Source organism: Burkholderia pulmonis (assembly GCF_984667975.1).
In genome coordinates, this window is the sequence record NZ_OZ480186.1 from 3,211,775 (window position 1) to 3,229,584 (window position 17,810).

The window sequence follows — 17,810 nt, forward strand, 5'->3', positions numbered from 1 at the left end:
GTGGTCGCCATGCGTTCCTTTCCGAACACCCTCCGAATTACCTCCGGCCGCCTAGCGCGGCCGCTATCGCTACGACTAGCCTAAGGCTGTCGTAGCGCCGTGTGCTGTCCGCACGGTCCCTCCCAGCAGTTCCTCGCCGTACCCCTCTCGTAGTTTTTACAACCGAAGTCGTCAGCATTCGTCCGTCTATCCGTCGGCCGATTCGCGAAGATCATCCGCATCCGCGGCGCCATTGCGCGCGGCGGTGCGAGGCAGCGCCAACCGTCGCCCATGCCGCCCGTCTTCGCTCGCGACTTGAGACCCGAGGTCCAGAAGATGCAGCGCAATCCGCAAGACAAGTACCGTCCGTTCGAGCCCGTCCGCCTCAATGGCCGCCGCTGGCCGTCCCGCACCATCGAGCGTGCGCCCGTGTGGATGAGCACCGACCTGCGCGACGGCAACCAGTCGCTGATCGAACCGATGAGCATCGAGCAGAAGCTCGAATTCTTCGAGATGCTGGTCGCCATCGGGTTCAAGGAGATCGAAGTCGGTTTTCCGTCGGCGTCGCAAACCGACTTCGATTTCGTCCGCAAGCTGATCGACGACAAGCGGATTCCCGACGACGTGACGATCGAGGTGCTCGTGCAGTCGCGCGAAGACCTGATCGCTCGCACGTTCGACGCGCTCGAAGGCGTGCCGCGCGCGATCGTGCACCTGTACAACGCGGTCTGCCCGTCGTTCCGCCGCATCGTGTTCGGGATGTCGAAGCACGACGTGAAGGCGCTCGCGATCGACGGCACACGCATCATCAAGGAACACGCGGCCGCGCGCCCCGACACGCAGTGGACCTTCCAGTACTCGCCGGAAACCTTCAGCATGACCGAGCTGACGTTCGCGCGCGAGATCTGCGACGCGGTCGCGCAGACGTGGCGCCCGACCCGCGATCACAAGATGATCGTCAACCTGCCGGCCACCGTCGAAGCCGCGAGCCCGAACGTGTTCGCCGACCAGATCGAATGGATGGACCGCAACCTCGCGTATCGCGACAGCATCGTGCTGTCCGTGCATCCGCACAACGATCGCGGCACCGCGGTCGCGGCGGCCGAGCTTGCGCTGCTTGCGGGCGCCGATCGCATCGAGGGCTGCCTGTTCGGCAACGGCGAGCGCACCGGCAACGTCGATCTCGTCACGCTCGCGCTGAACCTCTACACGCAGGGCATCGACCCGGGCCTCGATTTCTCCGACATCGACGCCGTGCGCCGCATCGTCGAACGCTGCAACCAGATTCCCGTGCATCCGCGCCACCCGTACGCAGGCGACCTCGTGTTCACCGCGTTCTCGGGCTCGCACCAGGACGCGATCCGCAAGGGTTTTGCGCAGCAACGCCCCGACGCGGTGTGGGAAGTGCCGTACCTGCCGATCGATCCGGCCGACCTCGGCCGCAGCTATGACGCCGTGATCCGCGTAAACAGCCAGTCCGGCAAGGGCGGCGCGACGTTCCTGCTCGAGCGCGGGATGGGCTTCACGCCGACGCGCCGCGTGCAGATCGAATTCAGCCATGCGGTGCAGACGCTCGCCGACGCATCGGGCGAGGAAGTGACGGGCAACGCGATCTGCGCGCTGTTCGCACGCGAATTCTTCGAGACCGACGGGCCGGCCGCACGCCACGGCAGCGGCGCACGCTGGCAGAGCCGCGAGATCGCGGCGGCGCCCGCCGACGATGCGACGCCCGAGGATGCCGTGCGACGTTTCGCCGCGGCATTTGCGGCAGCCGCCGGCATCGCGATCGACGTCGCGTCGTGCGAGCACGCGCGCACGACGGACGGCCGGATCGCCGTATCGGTCGGCTGCCGGGTCGGCGATGCGCAGCTGCGGCACGGTGTCGGCCTGCATGCCGACGCGGCGAGCGCGGCGCTCGATGCCGTCGTCAGCGCGATCAACCGTTCGGCCTGGCACTGCGCGGACCGCCGCGCGGCAGCTTGACCGCCGGAGCTCGCCTCAGGGTTGAAACGTCAGCGAGCGGTGCGTGACCGCCCGTGCGCCGCGCGATCCGCGCCGCACGAGGCAGCAAAAAGCGGCCCAGAAGGCCGCATCGGTCAGGACATGAAAAGGAGCGCCACCGCGCTCATGTCTCGGTCGCGCACCGCGTCGCCTGCCACGCGAACAGGCTCCAGCGGCCCTGCTCGTGCGTGTGGACGGACGTGTAGGCGATCGGGAAGACCAGGCCGCCGTTGTTCGTTTCCATCTCGATCAACGCGCGCCCGGTGACGACGCAGGTGTCGTCGCCGACGGGCAGCACGTCCTGCGACTGGATCTCGATCTGGCGATAGCGGCGGCGGCCTGCGACGATGGCGTCGATGAACTGCTGCTTGGTTTCGCGTTTGCCATTGGTGTGAACGAAGAACACCTTGTCCGACAGCAGCGCGTCGAGCGCCTCGCCGTCCCCGTCCACCATCGCCCGGAACCGATCGCGCTCGAGCGCGCGGATCGCATCGACCACCTTCGCCATCGCCTGACTCCTCGGCAACGCGCCCGCCGTGCGCGGGCGTGCGGATCAGAAGTTGTACTGCACGTAGAACTGGTGGAAATTTATACCAGGATTCGGCTCTTTGATACCCGCGTTAGACACATGTTCAAAACGGTAGCCGACCTGATACTGTTGCCGTTGGCCGAACTGCACGCCGACACCCGCGGTCGGTGCGAACTGGAATGCGGTCGACAGCGAGAAATTGTTCGAGATGGTCGGGTGCGTCAGCAGCCGGGCGCCGCCGCCGGCCTCGATGAACGGGCGAATCTCCCCCGCGCTCTTGATGAAGCGGAACATCGGCGTCACCCCGAATTCGCCGATGCTGCTGTGGACGTTGCCGCCCGTGTGCCAGTAGCCGACGTGTCCTTCGACGACGAACGCGAAGTGCCAGCCGCCGATTTCCCACCAGTTCCAGCCCGGATCCCACACGACGCCGAGATCGCCCTTGTCGATCCCGTGACGATCCGAAAAACCGCCGCCTGCCTGGATCCCCCATCGATCCGCGAACGCCGCACCCGATCCGCCCAGAAGAGACGCTGCCAGCATCGCATGCAGCACAAGCCGGCTGCGGGGCCGGCGATTCTTCTTATTGTTCATTCTGACACTCCAACTTTTTGGGTTGAATGGGGCCTGCCGCGACAGCCTGGCCCGAGCGAACTGAATGGTATGGTAAAGGACTTTCCGGATCGGCATCACGAAGCGAAATGGCTTGCTTCCAAAACGACAAAAATCGAAATCGTCTACTGATTCCCATCAGAAACAACGGCTTACGGAACTTCGCGTCGCCATTCCTGTCGCAGAGTAGACTATCGACTCGACTTGTTTGATAGAAAAACGGGGAACTCGGATGTCCACGCCCGCTCTAAGGAATTAGCACTCGTCTTGCGGGAGTGCTAAGATGGCCCACGGAATCTCATTCGAGACCGGGGGTTTGTCCCTGATTCCAAAGGAGTTTTTTAGTGAGCAACGCCCTGACCCTCCCGAACACCCTGAGCCCGACGCCGGCCAAGGCCGCATCGGCAGGCTCGCTGGCGCTCGCAGCCCAATCGATGTTGCCCGGCCAGCTCGGCAACATCGACGCGTACATCCAGGCCGTCAACCGCATCCCGCTGCTGACCGCCGAAGAGGAACGCCAGTACGCCACCGAATTCCGCGAAGGCAACAACCTCGATTCGGCGCGCCGCCTCGTGCTGTCGCACCTGCGTCTCGTCGTGTCGATCGCGCGCAACTATCTCGGCTACGGCCTGCCGCACGGCGACCTGATCCAGGAAGGCAACATCGGCCTGATGAAGGCCGTGAAGCGCTTCGACCCGGCGCAGAACGTGCGTCTCGTGTCGTATGCGATCCACTGGATCAAGGCCGAAATCCACGAGTACATCCTGCGCAACTGGCGCATGGTGAAGGTCGCGACGACGAAGGCGCAGCGCAAGCTGTTCTTCAACCTGCGCAGCCACAAGAAGAGCATGCAGGCGATGACGCCCGAGGAAATCGACGGCCTCGCGCAGGAGCTCAACGTCAAGCGCGAAGACGTGACCGAGATGGAAACGCGCCTGTCGGGCGGCGACATCGCGCTTGAAGGGCAGGTCGAGGACGGCGAGGAGTCGTACGCGCCGATCGCCTACCTGGCCGACTCGCACAACGAGCCGACCGCCGTGCTCGCCGCGCGTCAGCGCGACATGCTGCAGACGGACGGCATCGCGCAAGCGCTCGAGGCACTCGACGCGCGCAGCCGCCGCATCATCGAGGCACGCTGGCTGCACGTCGACGACGACGGCTCGGGCGGCTCGACACTGCATGATCTCGCCGCCGAGTTCGGGGTGTCCGCGGAACGCATCCGCCAGATCGAAGCGAGCGCGATGAAAAAGATGCGCACCGCCCTCGCCGAATACGCATAAATCCCTGGCGATTTAGAGCGCTTCATCGAAAACCGCTGCCCGACCGGCAGCGGTTTTTTTTCGCCCGTCTTTTTCACGTCCTTTCACGTCCTTTCACGCACTTCCGCGTACGTTTCCCGGCCCATTTCACCCGCTGTTTCTCCGGCCGTTTCACCGCCCGTTTCTCCGTCGATTAATTGACCTGTTTCATCAGGTATTAGGCCGTTTGCGGCCCCCTTCCGCATAACCTTGATCTGCCTCAACTTTTGCCCCGCACTTCGCGACGGTCTGCCGCAGCGCAGCACTCGGCATCGGAAAGCCGACCTTTTAAAATTGGCAGGTCAGGCGCAAAAGGATTAAAACAGCTTCACGGCCGTCATAAATCCGACGTAAAGTCGCCCCAAATCCGACCTAAATCGATTCAGGATAATCGCCTTGATCTCGATCAATAAAGAGCCTGCGCCGCCGCCTCCCCCGCGGCCGGCCGGCACGATCGGCTGGCGCGCGCGCATCGCCGCGTGGGCACGCGGGCCGACCCTCGCCCGCGACATCACCCTGGTGCTGATCGTCAAGCTGATCCTCCTGATGTCGCTCAAATACGCATTCTTCAATCATCCGCAGGCCGAGCACATGTCGCTTCCGCCTGCCGCCGTCGCCGAGAAGCTGCTCTCGGTACCGGCGCCTGCATCTACCGAGGGAGACCACCATGATAAGTAGTGAAGTCGTCGATCTGTCACGTCTGCAGTTCGGCATCACGGCGCTCTACCACTTCCTGTTCGTGCCATTGACGCTCGGCCTGTCCTGGCTGCTCGTCATCATGGAAGCCGTCTACGTGATGACCGGCAAACAGGTTTACAAGGACATGACCCAGTTCTGGGGCAAGCTGTTCGGGATCAACTTCGCGATGGGCGTGACGACCGGCATCACGCTCGAATTCCAGTTCGGCACGAACTGGTCGTACTACTCGCACTATGTCGGCGACATCTTCGGCGTGCCGCTCGCGGTCGAAGGCCTGATGGCGTTCTTCCTCGAATCGACGTTCGTCGGCCTGTTCTTCTTCGGCTGGAACCGCCTGTCGAAGGTCAAGCACCTGATGGTCACGTTCCTCGTCGCGCTGGGCTCGAACCTGTCCGCGCTGTGGATCCTCGTCGCGAACGGCTGGATGAACAATCCGGTCGGCGCCGAGTTCAACTACCAGACGATGCGCATGGAGATGACGAGCCTGTTCGACGTGCTGTTCAACCCGGTCGCGCAGGTGAAGTTCGTGCACACGGTGTCGGCCGGCTACGTGTCGGCGGCGATGTTCGTGCTCGGCGTGTCGTCGTGGTACCTGCTGAAGAAGCGCGACGTCGACTTCGCGCTGCGCTCGTTCGCGGTCGCGGCCGGCTTCGGCCTCGCGGCGACGCTGTGCGTGATCGTGCTCGGCGACGAATCGGGCTATACGACCGGCGAAGTGCAGAAGATGAAGCTCGCCGCGATCGAATCCGAATGGGAAACGCAGCCGGCGCCCGCGTCGTTCACGCTGATCGGCATTCCGAACCAGGAAGAACAGCGCACCGACTACGCGATCAAGATCCCGTACGCGCTCGGCCTGATCGCGACGCGCTCGATCGACGAACCGGTGATCGGCCTGCGCGAGCTCGCGAAGCACAGCGAGGAGCACATCCAGAGCGGGATGGTCGCGTACGGCGCGCTGCAGAAGATCAAGCAGGGCGACACGAGCGACGCGACCCGCGCGCTGTTCGACCAGCACAAGCAGTATCTCGGCTACGGGCTGATGCTCAAGCAGTTCACGCCGAACGTGGTCGATGCGACGCCCGAGCAGATCAAGGCGGCCGCGAAGAAGACGATCCCGCCGGTCGCGCCCGTGTTCTTCTCGTTCCGGATCATGGTGGCCCTCGGCTTCCTGTTCGTCGCGACGTTCATTGCCGCGTTCTGGTTCTGCGCACGCCGCGAACTGCTGCAGGACAACCGTCGCTGGTTCCTGCGCTATGCGGTGTGGGCGATCCCGCTGCCGTGGATCGCGATCGAATTCGGCTGGATCGTCGCCGAGCTCGGCCGCCAGCCGTGGACGATCGCCGGCGTGCTGCCGACGCACCTGTCCGCGTCGAGCCTGCAGCCGAGCGACCTGTACCTGAGTCTCGCGGGCTTCATCCTGTTCTATACGGCGCTGTTCGTCATCGAGATCAAGCTGATGTTCAAGTACGCGCGCCTCGGCCCGTCGTCGCTGCATACCGGCCGCTATCACCACGAAATCGCGGCCGCCAGCGAGCGCGCCCCGGCGTGAGCACGCACCTGAAACGGAACAAGGAATCGCTATGGACTATGCAACTCTCAAGCTGATCTGGTGGCTGCTCGTCGGCGTGCTGCTGATCGGCTTCGCCGTCACCGACGGCTTCGACATGGGCGCGACCGCGCTGCTGCCGTTCCTCGGCAAGACCGACGAAGAGCGCCGCATCATCGTCAACACCGTCGGCGCGACGTGGGAAGGCAACCAGGTGTGGCTGATCACGGCCGGCGGCGCGATGTTCGCCGCCTGGCCGCTCGTCTACGCGGCGTCGTTCTCCGGCTTCTACTTCGCGATGCTGCTCGTGCTGTTCGCGCTGTTCTTCCGGCCGGTGGGCTTCGACTACCGCAGCAAACGGCCGGACCCGCGCTGGCGCGCGGGCTGGGACTGGGGCCTGTTCATCGGCGGCTTCGTGCCGGCGCTCGTGTTCGGCGTTGCGTTCGGCAACCTGCTGCAGGGCGTGCCGTTCAAGTTCGACAGCGACCTGCGCGTGACCTACTACGGCAGCTTCTGGGCGCTGCTGAACCCGTTCGCGCTGCTGTGCGGGCTCGTCAGCCTCACGATGCTCGTCGCGCACGGCGCCGCGTTCATCAAGATGAAGACCGACGGCGTGATCGCGCGCCGTGCGTCGATTGCACTGCGCGCGGCATCGTTCCTCGCGGTCGTGCTGTTCGTGCTGGCCGGCGTGCTGGTGGCGTCGTATATCGGCGGCTTCCACATCACCCACGCCGCACCGACCGACACCGTCGCAAACCCGCTGCTCAAGGACGTCGCCGCCGGCTCGGGCCTGTGGCTCGCGAACTACAGCGAATTCCCGTGGATGATCGCGGCGCCCGTCGTCGGGATCGCGGGCGGCGTGCTCGCGCTGCTGCTCGCCGGCTCGAAGCAGGAGAAGACGGCGTTCTTCTGCACGGGCCTGATGATCGTCGGCGTGATCCTGACCGCAGGCTTCTCGATGTTCCCGTTCATCATGCCGTCGTCGCTCGACCCGCGCAGCAGCCTGACCGTATGGGATTCGACGTCGAGCCACATGACGCTGCAGGTGATGCTGTTCGCGGTGATCGTGTTCCTGCCGATCATCCTGATCTACACGAGCTGGGTGTACCGCGTGATGCGCGGCAAGGTCACGCACCAGACGCTCGAAGAGAACAAGCACTCGATGTATTGATGCATTGAACCGGGCCGGGGCGCGCACGCGCCCTCGCCCACCGTTTCGCAAGGAGTCGGATCATGTGGTATTTCAGCTGGATTCTCGGTATCGGCGTCGCGCTGTCGTTCGGCATCGTCAACGCGATGTGGCTCGAAGCGCGGCAGAAGACGCAGGAAGCACCCGTGCGCGCACGCCGCGACTGACCGCCCGACGCGGGCGGCCGATCGTGCCGCCGCCGTCCGGAACGAACCTCGCCTCTCGCGAGGTTTTTTTTCGCCCCGGCCATCCTGGCAAGGGCCTCGCACCGATGCCAATTTAGCGCCAGATTGATACCACTTGAATACCAATAAAAGGTTTCGTAATATCTTTGGACACGGCCGCTGACAGGCCGATTCCTTCTGGGTGGGGGAGACATGCGAATCCCGTGTGTGGCGCGCGCCTGCGCGCCGTGTCGACCTTTGCGCGCAGCGGCGTTCGCCGTCGCGATCGTGCATGGCCGGACGAATGCAACCGGCTGCGGCCGCGTCGTCGCCGCGGCCATTGCCGCGCGTTGCCGATGAATCCGCGCACGCCACTCCGCCGAGCCGATCGGCACGCCTGCCCGCCTCCCGTTCCGTAACGCACGCCCCCGCGTGCAGATTGCGCGCGGTGCAGTCGCATCGCCCCGCGTGCTGGTATCTCCCGCAGCTCCACTGAAAGACCCGATCGCAGCGACGTCGCCTCACGACGCCGCTACGCCCCCTTTTTTTCAGGAGTTCGAATGAAGCGTACCTTGCCATCCCTCATTGCCGGCCTGCTGATCGCGGTGCTGTCGCCTGCCGCGATCTCCGCGCAACAGACGCCGGCCGCCGCCGTCGCGACCGCCGGCACCGCGCAGCCGGCCGCACAGGCGGCCAGTCTCGCGGCACTGCTGTCGAACGGCCTCGCGTTGCGCGTCGCCGTCGACAACAACCACGCGGCCACGGCCGGCGTGCCGTGCGCCGATCTCGGCGCCGACGGCGCGGCCTGCGCGACGGGCCGCCTGATCCTGCAGAACCGCGGCCACCAGGTGATCGCCGACGGCGGCTGGAAGCTCTACCTGCACAGCATCCGCCGCCTGCTGCGAATCGACCGCCCGGGCTTCGCGTTGCGGCGGCTCACCGGCGACCTGTACGAGCTGACGCCGCAGCCCGGCTCGGTGCGGCTCGCACCCGGCGAACGCATCGAGCTGCCGTTCGTCGCCGAATACTGGCTGCTGCGTTACAGCGACGTGATTCCGCGCCCGTACGTCGTCGTCGACGGCGCGCCGCCGGCCGTGCTCCGCTACAACGACACCGACAACGAACTGCGCTACGTCGAGTCGCTGCCGGCCGACGCGCAGAACAACTCGACCGGCAATGCACCGCCCGTGGCCGCACGGCCCGATGCGAGCCGCGCGCTGCCGAGCGTGAAGCGCGAGCAGCCGTTGCCCGGCACGCTCGACCTGCGCGGCGTCGAACTCGCGCTGCCTGACCTGCCGGACGCGCAGGTCGCGGCGCTGCGCGAGCGCGCGGCGACCCTCGGGCTCGACGGCGTGCCCGTACCGGTTCGCGGCGCCGTCGCGCCTCGCCGTCTGCCGGCCGACATCGCGACGCCGGGCGGCTACCGGCTCGCGATCGGGCCGCGCGGCGTGCTGATCGAAGGCTACGATCGCGCCGGCCTCTACTACGGCGTGCAGACGCTCTACTCGCTCGCGCCGGCCGGCGGCGGCCCGATCCCGGCGATGCTCGTCGAGGATGCGCCGCGCTTCACGCATCGCGGGATGCACGTCGACCTCGCGCGCAACTTCAAGCACCCGGCGACGCTGCGCCGCCTGATAGACCAGATGAGCGCGTACAAGCTGAACCGCCTGCACCTGCACCTGTCCGACGACGAAGGCTGGCGCATCGAGATTCCCGGCCTGCCCGAGCTGACCGAGATCGGCTCGCGCCGCTGCCACGACCCGAGCGAGACGCGCTGCCTGTTGCCGCAGCTCGGCTCCGGCCCCGACAACCGTTCGGGCGGCGGCTACCTGACGCGCGACGACTACGTGTCGCTCGTGCGCTACGCGGCCGCGCACTTCGTGCAGATCATCCCCGAGATCGACATGCCCGCGCATGCACGGGCGGCCGTCGTGACGATGGAGGCACGCTACCGGCGGCTGCATGCGGCCGGCCGCGAACAGGAAGCGAACGCGTACCGGCTGCTCGATCCGCAGGACACGACGAACCTGACGACGGTGCAGTTCTACGACCGGCGCAGCGACCTGAACCCGTGTGTGCCGGGCGCGCTCAATTTCGCGTCGAAGGTGATCCGCGAGATCGCGGCGATGCATGCGGACGCGCAGGCGCCGCTGCACATCTGGCACTACGGCGGCGACGAGGCGAAGAACATCTTCCTCGGCGCGGGCTTCCAGCCGCTGAACGGCACTGACCCGAACAAGGGGCGCATCGACCTCGCCGCGCAGGACAAGCCGTGGGCGCGTTCGCCCGCGTGCACGGCGCTGCTCCAGCGCGGCGAGATCAAGTCGATCGACGAGTTGCCGACGCGTTTCGCGAAACAGGTGAGCGCGGCGGTCAACGCGAACGGGATCGACACGATGGCCGCGTGGCAGGACGGCATCAAGCATGCGAACGGGCCGCAGGACTTCAGCACGCGCCACGTGATGGTGTCGCTGTGGGACACGATCTTCTGGGGTGCGTCGGACAGCGCGCGCGACCTGAGCGGCAAGGGCTACCTGACGGTGCTCGCGCTGCCCGACTACCTGTACTTCGACTTCCCGTACACGCTGAACCCGCGTGAGCGCGGCTACTACTGGGGCTCGCACGCCACCGACGAGTACAAGGTGTTCTCGCTCGCGCCGGAGAACCTGCCGCAGAACGCGGAAGTGATGGGCGACCGTGACGGCAACACGTTCGAGGTGACCGGCACGGGCCCCGCGCCGCGCATCGAAGGCATGCAGGGGCAGGCGTGGGGCGAGGTGATGCGCAACGACACCTTCCTCGAGTACATGGCCTATCCGCGGCTGCTCGCACTCGCCGAGCGCGCGTGGCACCGGGCCGACTGGGAGCTGCCGTATGCGGCCGGCGTGCGCTTCAAGCGCGGCGACACGCACCACGTCGACATGGCTGCGCTGCAGCGCGACTGGGCCGGCTTCGCGACGCTGCTCACGCAACGCGAACTGCCGAAGCTCGACCGCGCCGGCATCGGCTACCGGAAGCCGACCTTCACGCTGACCAATCCGTGATCGGTTGAAGCAGCACGCAGTCGAGCGGTGCGCGATGCGGACCAACGCATCGCGCATCCCCCGCCCCAAAGAAAAACGGCTTGCGACGCATCGCAAGCCGTTTTCGTTTTACCGCCCGGCCGAACCCGCCACGCGGATCCGGCCGGCTTCATCGCATCACGCCGGTTGCACGGCGGCTCCGCCGCCCGACGGCGGCAGGCGCGCGCCGAGCTGTTCGGCATAGCGTGCGGCCGCGTTGCCGCAGACGATGTGGAACGTGTCGAGCGACACCCATGCGACGTCGAGCGCAGCGAGGCGATCGCGATCGACTGCCGACGGATCGCGCACGACGACGCGCAGGCGCGTGGTCGCCACCGCGTCGAGCGATGCGACGTTGGTCGCGCCGCCGAACACCGCGAGCCAGCGGGTCGGTTCCGGATCGAGCGGGCCGGCGGCCGCGCCCGTGACGGGCTGCGCGGCGGCAGCCGTCGCGGTCGATGCAGCACCGGCCGCGCCGCTGCCGATCGCCGAACGCATCTCGTCGGCGATGATGTCCGCCTCCGGTCCGATAATCACCTGCACGCTGTTGCCGCCGCGCTTGAGCACGCCGCGTGCGCCGATCGACTTCAGTTCCGGCTCCGATACCTTCTCCGGATCGACGACGGTCAGGCGCAGGCGCGTCGTGCATGCGTCGACGACCGACAGGTTGCCCGCGCCGCCGAGCGCGGCGATGTAGCGTTGCGCGCGCGGTGCGGCAGCCGCGGCACCCGCAGCCGGGGCGACGAAGCCGCCCGATGCGTACGATTCCGCAGCCGCGTCGGCCGATGCCGGCTCACGGCCCGGCGTTGCCATGTTGAACTTGCGGATGAAGAAACGGAACAGCCCGTAGTACGCGACGCCGTAGGCGATCCCGAGCGGGATCGCGATCCAGCCCTTCGTCGACAGCCCGTAGTTCAGCACGTAGTCGATCGCGCCGGCCGAGAACGTGAAGCCGAGCTTCACGTCGAGGATCTGGCAGATCGCGAGCGACAGCCCCGTCAGCACCGCGTGGATCACGTACAGCACCGGCGCGAGGAACATGAAACTGAATTCGATCGGCTCGGTCACGCCGGTCAGGAACGACGTCAGCGCCATCGACAGCAGCAGGCCGCCAACCATCGCGCGACGCTCCTTCGGTGCTTCGTGCAGCATCGCGAGACACGCCGCCGGCAGGCCGAACATCATGATCGGGAAGAAGCCGGCCATGAAGGTGCCCGCGGTCGGGTCGCCCGCGAAGAAGCGGTGCAGGTCGCCGTGCACGATGTCGCCGCCGGCCGGCGGCGTGAAGTTGCCGAACACGAACCATGCGAGCGAGTTGAGGATGTGGTGCAGGCCCGTGACGAGCAGCAGGCGGTTCAGGAAGCCGAACACGAACGCACCGATCGCGCCCGCCGTCGTCAGCCACTGGCCGGCCGCGTCGATCGCATGCTGGATCGGCTGCCATATGTACCCGAACGCGATGCCGAGTATCACGCAGACCAGCCCCGTGATGATCGGCACGAACCGTTTCCCGCCGAAGAACGCGAGGTAGTCCGGCAGCTTGATGTCCTTGTAGCGGTTGTACAGCAAGCCCGCGACGACACCCGCGATGATCCCGGACAGCACGCCCATGTTCAGCTTGGGATCGATGTCCTTCATGATCGCGGTTTCGATCAGGTAGCCGATCGCGCCCGCGAGCGCAGCCACGCCGTTATTGTCCTTCGCGAAACCGACCGCCACGCCGATCGCGAACAGCAGCGGCAGGTTGTCGAAGATCGCACCGCCGGCGTCGGCGATCATCTTGATGTTGAACACGTCCGGCTGGCCGAGTCGCAGCAGGATGCCGGCGACCGGCAATACCGCGATCGGCAGCATCAGTGCCCGGCCCAGGCCCTGTATTTTCAGAAACGGATTCCCGTTCATTCAGTCCTCCAATCCTTGTCTCGTCATTAATCGTCGTTGAGCTGATTGCTTTCGTAGTGAAACGGTCACGAGCCTGCCGCCGACGTTCAGTCGAGCGGCCAGACCTCGCGACTTGCTGCCCTTACCGCCTGTGCCGAATCGAGCGCGAGCAGATCCTGCGCGCGCTGACGGCACAGCTGGTAATCGAGGCGGCGCACACGCGCCTTGATGCCCGGTACCGATACCGGGTCCACCGACAGTTCGGTCACGCCGAGCCCCACCAGGATCGGCACCGCGAGCGGATCGCCACCGAGCGCACCGCACACGCCGACCCACTTGCCGTGCTTCGCAGCGCCGCGCACCGCGATGTCGATCAGGCGCAGCACGGCCGGATGCAGGCCGTCGGACTGCGCGGCCAGGTCCGCCTGGCAGCGGTCCATCGCGAGCGTGTACTGGGTCAGGTCGTTGGTGCCGATCGACAGGAAATCCGCGTGCTGCGCGAGCTGGTCGGCCAGTAGCGCGGCCGACGGCACTTCGATCATCACGCCGACCTCGATCGGCTCGGTACGGCCCTGCGCACGTGCGAATTCGTCGATACGCTTGCGCAGCCGCACGAGTTCGCCCGCGTCGGTCACCATCGGCAGCAGGATGCGCACCGCACCGAACGGCTTCACCGCGAGCAGGCCCTGCAACTGGTCGTCGAGCAGATCCGGGCGCACCTGCGCGAGACGGATGCCGCGCAGGCCGAGCGCCGGGTTCGGTTCGGGCGGCAGCGTCAGGTAGTCGACTTCCTTGTCCGCGCCGACGTCGAGCGTACGGATGATCGCGGTGCGGCCCTGCAGCGCGTCGACGATCGACTGGTAGCTTTGCTGGTGTTCGACGACCGTCGGCGCGACCTGGCGATGGATGAACATCAGCTCGGTGCGCAGCAAGCCGACCGCGTCCGCGCCGTTGTCGACCGCCGTGTTCGCATCGTCGAGCGTCGCGATGTTCGCGGCGACCTCGATCGCGCGGCCGTCGACCGTCGCGGCCGCTTCGCCCGCCAGTTGGCGGTTCGCCTCACGCACGCCGTCCAGGCGCTGGCGCTCGTGCCGGGCGCGCTCGACGTCGAGTGCGGTCGGTGCATGTTCGAGCCGGCCCGCGCTCGCATCGACGACGACCTGCGTGCCGTCGGGAATCGCGTACAGCGCATCGCCGACGGCAACCAGCGCCGGAATGCCGAGCTGCCGCGCGATGATCGCCGCGTGCGACGTCGCGCCGCCGCGCGCCATCACGAGCGCGGTCACGCGCTGGCGATCGAGCGACGACAGGTCGGACGGCGTGAATTCCTCGGCCGCGAGCACGGCCTCGTCGGGCAGCACACGTGCCGCGCCGTTCGTGTGGCCGAGTGCGCGCAGCACGCGCTTCTCGATGTCACGCAGATCGGCCGCGCGTTCGGCGAGCAGCGCGTCGTCGAGCTTCGACAGCGTGTCGATCTGCGTGCGGATCGTTGCGCGCCACGCGAAGCCCGCGCTCTTGCCGAGGCTGATCAGGTCGCGTGCCGCGTCGATCAGCGTCGGATCCTCGAGCAGCACGCGATGCACCGCGAAAATGCCCGCTTCGCCGACCGCGCCGCGCGCCGATGCGTTGCGCACCGTTTCGTCGAGTTCGGCGTCGACCGTCTTCAGCGCCTGGTCGAGCCGGCGGCTTTCCGCGGCCGGCGTACCGGCGGCCTGCTCGGGCGGCACGATTTCCGCATCGTCGAGACGCACCAGCGTGCCGACCGCGATGCCGGGCGCCGCGCATACGCCGGCAAGCGTGTTCGGGTCGATCGGCGCGCCGGTGTTGCGCGCGACCGTTTGCGGTGCCGGCGACCTCAGCCGCGCCGGCTTTTCCTCGGCTTCGCCGTGCGCTTCGCGCAGCAGCTCGTGCTCGACCGCCTCGACGGCCTGCTGCGCGTGCGCGCCGCGGCCGACCAGCTCGACCGTCGCACCTTCGCCGGCCCCGAGGCCGAGCAGGCCGACGACGCTCGCGATCGATGCCTTGCGGCCTTCGAACAGCACGTCGACGGTCGCATCGAAGCCGCGCACGGATTCACGCGCACGGGCGGCGGGCCGCGCATGCAGGCCACCCGGCTGCGTCAGCACGATTTCACGGCGCACTTCGTGTTGCGCCGCCGCGCCGGCCTGGGCCGCCTGCACGGCCGCTTCGCCCTTGCCGCGCAAGGCGAGCAGCGGCGTTTCGCCGGCCGTGGCAAAACCGCTCGCGCGGTCGACGACCTCGAACGCATCCGAGTTCGCGATCGCGATCACCGACACGAGCGAATGCGCACTGCGCGCCACCGCGTCCTGGTCGAACTCGATCAGCAGCGTGCCGGCTTCGACACGTGCGCCGGCCTCGACGTGCGCGATGAAGCCCTGCCCGTTCAGCTCGACGGTGTCGATGCCGATGTGCAGCAGCACTTCCGCGCCTTGCGGCGTCGTGATCGTCACCGCGTGGCCCGTGCGCGCGAGATGCGACACGACGCCCGCGCACGGCGCAACGAGCTTGCCCGCTAGCGGGTCGACGCCGATGCCGTCGCCGAACATCCCGCCGGAGAACACCGGATCGGGCACGTCGGCCAGCGCGACGATCGGCCCCGTCAAGGGGCTAAGCAGGACGATCTGATCGTGGGTGGAACTCTTCAACTGGGACTCCTCGGCGCGTCTCATCGGCGTTCTCGGCTATCAGTGCGTTTCGGTGACTTTGTTCAGGTGGCGCGGCGTGTCGGGATTGCGGCCGCGCGCGACGGCGAGATCCGCCGCCATCACGTAGAACGAAAGAATGGCGGCGATCGGGTCGAGCGCCGAATGGGCGGACGGCGCGAGCGGCAGCGTCGCGCCGGGCGTACCGGCGGGCGCCGCGAGCAGCACGGCCGCGCCGCGTGCGCGCATGTCTTCGGCGAGCTGCAGCAGGCCGGCCTGCTCGGGCCCGGGCGGTGCGAACACGAGCAGCGGGTAGTCGCGGTCGATCAGCTCCATCGGGCCGTGACGGACTTCGGCGCTCGAGAACGCCTCGGCCTGGATGCCGGACGTTTCCTTCAGCTTCAGCGCGGCTTCCTGCGCGATCGCAAGGCCGAGACCGCGGCCGATGACGATCATCCGCTCGACGCCTGCAAGCGCGGCAACGGCCTGCGACCAGTCGAGCCGGCCGGCCTGCGCGAGCACGTCGGGCAGGCCGCGCAGCGCGGTCATCAGCGCGGCGTCGCGCTGCCAGTACGCGACGATCTGCGCGGACAGCGACAGCATCGCGATATAGCTCTTCGTCGCGGCAACCGACAGTTCCGGGCCGGCAAGCAGCGGCAACTGGTGCTCGCATGCATCGGCGAGCGGCGACGGCAGCACGTTCACGGCGGCGACGGTGCGTGCGCCGGCTTCGCGCAGCGCGGCCATCGTGTTGACGAGGTCGGGGCTCTTGCCCGACTGGGAGAATGCGATCGCGAGCTGGTCCTGCACCTTCAGCGGCGCCTGCTGCAGCGTCGCCACCGACATCGGCAGCGACGCGACCGGCACGCCGAGGCGGCTCATCGTCAGGCTCGCGAAATAGCTCGCGGCGTGATCCGAGCTGCCGCGTGCGACCGTCAGCGCGACGGCCGGCGGGTGATCGAGCAACTGGCCGGCAAGCGCTTCGACGCGCGAGGTGTCGGCGATCTGCGCGGCGACGACCTGGGCGGACTCGCGCGCTTCCTTAAGCATATTCGACAATCGATTCTCCTTCGACGTAGGTCGCGGTGAGGTTCAGGTCGCGGTCGAACACCGCGAGGTCGGCCCATGCGCCGCGCTCGAGGCGGCCGCGATCGGTGACGCCGAGGTAGTCGGCCGCGTAGCGCGACATCCGGTTCGACACGTCGGCGATCGGCAGGCCGAGCGACACGAGGTTGCGCAGCGCCTGGTCCATCGTCAGCGTGCTGCCGGCGAGCGTGCCGTCGGCGAGCCGTACGCCGCCGAGGCACTTCGTCACGTGCTGGCTGCCGAGCCGGTATTCGCCGTCGGGCATGCCGGTGGCCGACGTGCTGTCGGTCACGACGTACAGGCGCGGGATCGCGCGCAGCGCGGCGCGAATCGCCCCCGGATGCACGTGCAGCAGGTCGGGGATGATTTCCGCATATTCGGCGTGAGCAAGCGCCGCGCCCACGAGGCCCGGGTTGCGGTGGTGCAGCGGCGACATCGCGTTGAACAGGTGCGTGAAACCGCATGCGCCGTGTTTGAGCGCGGCAACCGCATCGTCGTAGGTCGCGAGCGAGTGGCCGAGCTGCACGCGCACGCCGCGCGCGGCCATCTCGCCGATGATCTCGATATGGCCCGCGATTTCCGGTGCGAGCGTAACGACGCGGATCGGCGCGATCGACAGGTACTTCAGCACTTCGTCGAGCACGGCCGACACGGCCGCGTCGGGCTGCGCGCCGAGCTTGCCGGGGTTGATGTACGGCCCCTCGAGGTGCACGCCGAGCACGCGCGAGCCGCCCGGCGTGCGCGTGCGCGCAACGTTGCCGAGGTTCGCGACGACCTGCATCAGTTCGTCGCGCGGCGCGGTCATCGTCGTCGCGAGCAGGCTCGTCGTGCCGAACTGCGCGTGCGTGCGGACGATCGTCTCGATCGCGTCGCCGCCTTCCATCACGTCTGCGCCGCCGCCGCCGTGCACGTGCAGGTCGATGAAGCCGGGCAGGATGTACGGCGCGTCGTTCTTCGCGGGATCGACGGGCTTGCCGTCGAGCGTGGTGATGCGGCCGTTCTCGCTATCGAGCGATCCGTAGATCCAGCCGTCGGGGGTAAGGATGTTTCCAGTCAGCATGACGTTCTCTTGATGATCTGGTGACGCGTGCATCCGCGTCG

The 17,810-nt window shown here is 67.3% G+C and carries 13 protein-coding genes; 7 read left to right on the forward strand and 6 right to left on the reverse strand.

Annotation, left to right across the window (positions count from 1 at the left end; all coding sequences use genetic code 11):
• The first annotated feature begins 315 nt into the window (after positions 1–315).
• On the forward strand, positions 316–1,962 hold the full coding sequence (gene leuA / locus AC5LXK_RS14935; protein WP_493391229.1) for a 2-isopropylmalate synthase: 1,647 nt from the start codon (positions 316–318) through the stop codon (positions 1,960–1,962).
• Between the two features lie 142 nt (positions 1,963–2,104).
• Here leuA and AC5LXK_RS14940 read toward each other — a convergent pair whose 3' ends face one another.
• The gene (locus AC5LXK_RS14940; protein WP_493389506.1) at positions 2,105–2,488 is read right to left on the reverse strand and encodes a nuclear transport factor 2 family protein; all 384 of its coding nucleotides are present in this window, start codon (positions 2,486–2,488) and stop codon (positions 2,105–2,107) included.
• A 45-nt stretch (positions 2,489–2,533) separates the two neighbouring features.
• Positions 2,534–3,103, reverse strand: coding sequence for a lipid A 3-O-deacylase PagL (gene pagL, locus AC5LXK_RS14945; RefSeq protein ID WP_493389507.1), 570 nt, complete (start codon positions 3,101–3,103; stop codon positions 2,534–2,536).
• A gap of 362 nt (positions 3,104–3,465) precedes the next feature.
• Between pagL and rpoH the strand changes: the two genes are divergently transcribed.
• The 6 genes from rpoH (at position 3,466) to AC5LXK_RS14975 (ending at position 11,061) form a co-directional block, all read left to right on the forward strand.
• A complete protein-coding gene (rpoH, locus tag AC5LXK_RS14950) occupies positions 3,466–4,401 on the forward strand; it encodes an RNA polymerase sigma factor RpoH (protein ID WP_493389508.1) in 936 nt (311 codons plus the stop codon).
• A gap of 408 nt (positions 4,402–4,809) precedes the next feature.
• Entirely contained in the window at positions 4,810–5,097 is a 288-nt protein-coding gene (gene cydP, locus AC5LXK_RS14955; protein WP_201752315.1) for a cytochrome oxidase putative small subunit CydP, read from the forward strand.
• Positions 5,087–6,667, forward strand: coding sequence for a cytochrome ubiquinol oxidase subunit I (locus AC5LXK_RS14960; protein WP_011353249.1), 1,581 nt, complete (start codon positions 5,087–5,089; stop codon positions 6,665–6,667). The genes cydP and AC5LXK_RS14960 overlap by 11 nt, the downstream gene beginning before the upstream one ends.
• Before the next feature lie 31 nt (positions 6,668–6,698).
• Entirely contained in the window at positions 6,699–7,835 is a 1,137-nt protein-coding gene (gene cydB, locus AC5LXK_RS14965; RefSeq protein WP_493389509.1) for a cytochrome d ubiquinol oxidase subunit II, read from the forward strand.
• Between the two features lie 62 nt (positions 7,836–7,897).
• Positions 7,898–8,020 (forward strand): cytochrome bd-I oxidase subunit CydX, encoded by a 123-nt coding sequence (cydX, locus tag AC5LXK_RS14970; RefSeq protein ID WP_006477761.1) that lies wholly within the window; start codon positions 7,898–7,900, stop codon positions 8,018–8,020.
• Between the two features lie 557 nt (positions 8,021–8,577).
• Positions 8,578–11,061 carry a beta-N-acetylhexosaminidase gene (locus tag AC5LXK_RS14975; protein WP_493389510.1) on the forward strand — a complete coding sequence of 828 codons (2,484 nt, stop codon included), beginning with the start codon at positions 8,578–8,580 and terminating at the stop codon, positions 11,059–11,061.
• A gap of 156 nt (positions 11,062–11,217) precedes the next feature.
• Here AC5LXK_RS14975 and nagE read toward each other — a convergent pair whose 3' ends face one another.
• The 4 genes from nagE to nagA form a co-directional block, all read right to left on the reverse strand.
• Complete coding sequence (gene nagE / locus AC5LXK_RS14980) at positions 11,218–12,981, reverse strand: N-acetylglucosamine-specific PTS transporter subunit IIBC (protein ID WP_493389511.1); 1,764 nt, start codon at positions 12,979–12,981, stop codon at positions 11,218–11,220.
• Between the two features lie 86 nt (positions 12,982–13,067).
• Positions 13,068–15,650: a phosphoenolpyruvate--protein phosphotransferase gene (ptsP, locus tag AC5LXK_RS14985; RefSeq protein ID WP_493389512.1), complete on the reverse strand. Its 2,583-nt coding sequence runs from the start codon at positions 15,648–15,650 to the stop codon at positions 13,068–13,070.
• 15 nt (positions 15,651–15,665) lie between these two features.
• The gene (locus AC5LXK_RS14990) at positions 15,666–16,673 is read right to left on the reverse strand and encodes an SIS domain-containing protein (RefSeq protein ID WP_493391230.1); all 1,008 of its coding nucleotides are present in this window, start codon (positions 16,671–16,673) and stop codon (positions 15,666–15,668) included.
• Positions 16,666–17,769: an N-acetylglucosamine-6-phosphate deacetylase gene (gene nagA, locus AC5LXK_RS14995; RefSeq protein WP_175847444.1), complete on the reverse strand. Its 1,104-nt coding sequence runs from the start codon at positions 17,767–17,769 to the stop codon at positions 16,666–16,668. Before nagA ends, AC5LXK_RS14990 begins: the two co-directional genes overlap by 8 nt.
• Between the last annotated feature and the right edge of the window lie 41 nt (positions 17,770–17,810).

Coding starts and splice junctions, on each gene's coding strand:
- pagL (WP_493389507.1), bottom strand. CDS start 3,103: ATGAACAATAAGAAGAATCGCCGGCCCCGCAGCCGGCTTGTGCTGCAT.
- nagA (WP_175847444.1), bottom strand. CDS start 17,769: ATGCTGACTGGAAACATCCTTACCCCCGACGGCTGGATCTACGGATCG.
- cydB (WP_493389509.1), top strand. CDS start 6,699: ATGGACTATGCAACTCTCAAGCTGATCTGGTGGCTGCTCGTCGGCGTG.
- ptsP (WP_493389512.1), bottom strand. CDS start 15,650: ATGAGACGCGCCGAGGAGTCCCAGTTGAAGAGTTCCACCCACGATCAG.
- nagE (WP_493389511.1), bottom strand. CDS start 12,981: ATGAACGGGAATCCGTTTCTGAAAATACAGGGCCTGGGCCGGGCACTG.
- AC5LXK_RS14940 (WP_493389506.1), bottom strand. CDS start 2,488: ATGGCGAAGGTGGTCGATGCGATCCGCGCGCTCGAGCGCGATCGGTTC.
- AC5LXK_RS14960 (WP_011353249.1), top strand. CDS start 5,087: ATGATAAGTAGTGAAGTCGTCGATCTGTCACGTCTGCAGTTCGGCATC.
- cydX (WP_006477761.1), top strand. CDS start 7,898: ATGTGGTATTTCAGCTGGATTCTCGGTATCGGCGTCGCGCTGTCGTTC.
- leuA (WP_493391229.1), top strand. CDS start 316: ATGCAGCGCAATCCGCAAGACAAGTACCGTCCGTTCGAGCCCGTCCGC.
- AC5LXK_RS14990 (WP_493391230.1), bottom strand. CDS start 16,673: ATGCTTAAGGAAGCGCGCGAGTCCGCCCAGGTCGTCGCCGCGCAGATC.
- AC5LXK_RS14975 (WP_493389510.1), top strand. CDS start 8,578: ATGAAGCGTACCTTGCCATCCCTCATTGCCGGCCTGCTGATCGCGGTG.